Annotated in this window: 3 protein-coding genes; all 3 read right to left on the reverse strand. The window is 72.8% G+C overall.

Annotation, left to right across the window (positions count from 1 at the left end):
- Window positions 1–709, reverse strand: a 709-nt coding sequence (locus AC2VNT_RS02885) for an MFS transporter (protein WP_486945424.1), incomplete at its 3' end; no start/stop codon positions are given.
- Between the two features lie 60 nt (window positions 710–769).
- Window positions 770–1,192, reverse strand: a complete 423-nt coding sequence (locus tag AC2VNT_RS02890; protein WP_486945425.1) for a DUF4345 domain-containing protein — start codon at window positions 1,190–1,192, stop codon at window positions 770–772.
- Window position 1,193: 1 nt separating this feature from the next.
- A complete protein-coding gene (locus AC2VNT_RS02895; RefSeq protein WP_486945426.1) occupies window positions 1,194–2,399 on the reverse strand; it encodes a D-alanyl-D-alanine carboxypeptidase family protein in 1,206 nt (401 codons plus the stop codon).
- Between the last annotated feature and the right edge of the window lie 49 nt (window positions 2,400–2,448).

Genomic DNA, 2,448 nt, shown 5'->3' on the forward strand with positions numbered 1-2,448 from the left:
GCGCCTGCTCCTCGGCCAGTGCCCGGCCGATCTCGGCCAGCTCCCGCTCGGCGTCGGCGTCCGGCTCCACCTGCAGCAGCGTCCGGCGGGCGTCCTCGACGCGGCCCTTGAGCAGATACCAGCGTGCGGTGTCGGGGATTCGGGCCAGCAGCAGCACCACCAGGACGGCGGGCACCGCCGCCAGGCCCAGCATCGCCCGCCAGTTGTGCGCGTCGGCCAGCAGGTAGGCCGCCAGATATCCGGCGATGATGCCGATGACGGTCGCCAGGCCGTAGCCGACCAGCAGCGAGCCGCGCATCGCGGCGGGCGCCGACTCGGCGACGAACACCGGGACCACCACCACCGACACCCCGATGGTGATTCCCAGCAGCAGCCGGGCCACCGTCAGCATCGGCACCGACACCGAGACCGCGCCCAGCACCGCGAACGCCGCGTAGGCGATGGCCACCAGCACCATCGACCTCTTCCGGCCGAACGTATTGGCCAGCCAGCCGCCGCCGGCCGCCCCGGCGATCTCGCCGATCACCGTCGCGGTCGCCACCATCTCCTGCTCGGCCGAGGAGAGACCGAATTCGTCCTCGATGAACAGCAGCGCCCCGGCGATGTTGGACAGGTCGTAGCCGTAGATGACCCCGACGCTGGCCGCCGCGACACCCACCACGAGCACCAGCGGTGTGGATCGTCGTAGCTCCCCGATGCGGCCCACCATGCTCCCGGTTCCGTGTCCTAGCACCTACCCAAACACACGGTAGGGGATGGCGGCCGGGAACTAGCGATGCCGTGCGTCCGGCACGTCGCCCACGTCGCCGCCGACCGGCGGGTCGCCCACGATGGCGTACCAGTAGGTGAGGCCGGCGGTCGCGAACTCGACCACGGCGGCGATGGTCCACACCGGGTGCGGCATGCCGGTGGCGGCCATCGACAGCAACCGGGCCGCCCCGATCAGCGCCATGATCGCCGCCAGCAGCCGCACCGCGGCCGCCGGGACCGGCGACCGGCGCACCGCCCAGAGATAGCCGATGCCGTAGAAGATCAACAGCGGGCCGGCCGCCCGGGTCTCGCTGTCCACGGTCGGGTCGACCGGGCCGGCGCCGGGAATCGCCTGCGTCGAGTAGCCCAGCCGGCTCACCCCGATCACGACCAGCACGATGCCGGTCACCCAGCAGACCAGCTTCAGCGAGGTGCGCAGCATGTCAGTGCTGGGGCCGTCGGTTTATCGACCGGGCCATCATGATCAGCCCAAACACGATCATCGTCCCGATCACCGCCACCCCCACCCGAACCGGCCCGGCACCGGCGTCGACCGGCACCATCGGGCTGGCCAGGGCGACGTCGACCGGGGCGACGGCCCGGGGTGCCAGGGTGGGGTCCGGTTCGATCAGCGTCCCGACCCGGGTGCCCGGGTCGGTGGCGAAGCCGTAGTCGAGCAGGCGTGCCGTCTGCTGCCACGGCGGGATCGGCGCCCGGCTGCCGCGCAGCAGCACCGCCACCAGCCGGCGGCCGTCGCGCTGCGCCGCGCCGACGAACGTCTGCCCGGCGTCGTCGGTGTACCCGGTCTTGCCGCCCAGCGCACCGGGGTAGCGGGTGAGCAGCTGGTTGTCGTTCTCCAGCGGGTAGCCGGGATGGTCGCCGTGGCCCGGGAAGTCGAAGGTGTGGGTCGCGACGATGTCGGTGAAGACCGGATTGGCCCAGGCGTACCGGTAGAACAGGCCGAGGTCGTAGGCCGACGTGCTCATGCCGGGCCCGTCCAGTCCGGACGGGGTCGCGACCCGGGTGTCGTCGCCGCCGAGCCGTGCGGCCAGCGCGTTGATCTTCTCGATCGCCACCGGCATCTCGCCCAGCTGGCCGGCCAGGGCGTTGGCGGCGTCGTTGCCCGACCCCATCAACAGCCCGTGCAGCAGCTCGTTGACGGTGTAGCTGCCGTCGGCGTCGACGCCCACCTTGGTGCCCTCCGCCCGGGCGTCTTCGACGGTGCCGGCCACCGGCGCGTTCAGGTCGAGCTCGTTGATCGCCGCCATCGCGACCAGCACCTTGATCACGCTGGCCGGCCGGTGCCGGCCGTGCGGGTCCCGGGCGGCGATGACGGCGCCGCTGTCCAGGTCGGCGACCAGCCACGCCTCGGCGGATACGTCCTCGGGAACCGGCGGCGCGCCGGCGGCCGTGACGACACCGCAGCCGCCGAGCGGGTCACCGCCGACCGGGGTGCGCGGCACCGGCAGCGGCAGCGGCGGCTCACCGGCCTCGGGGATCTCGGAGGTGTCCACCGCCGGCGGCGTGCTGACCTTGTACGGGCAGTTGACCGGCCCCGCGTTGGGCTCGGGCGGCTCGGCCGCCGCCACCGGCGCCCCGAGCAGCAGGGCCGCGGTGGCCAGGCGTGACGCAGAACGTAACCAGATCATCGTGTCTGCAGAGTAGGCACTCCGGCCCGGGAAACCGGGGAGCCACGCT

The sequence above is a fragment of the Mycobacterium sp. TH-M15 genome (assembly GCF_057473705.1).

Coding starts and splice junctions, on each gene's coding strand:
- AC2VNT_RS02890 (WP_486945425.1), bottom strand. CDS start 1,192: ATGCTGCGCACCTCGCTGAAGCTGGTCTGCTGGGTGACCGGCATCGTG.
- AC2VNT_RS02895 (WP_486945426.1), bottom strand. CDS start 2,399: ATGATCTGGTTACGTTCTGCGTCACGCCTGGCCACCGCGGCCCTGCTG.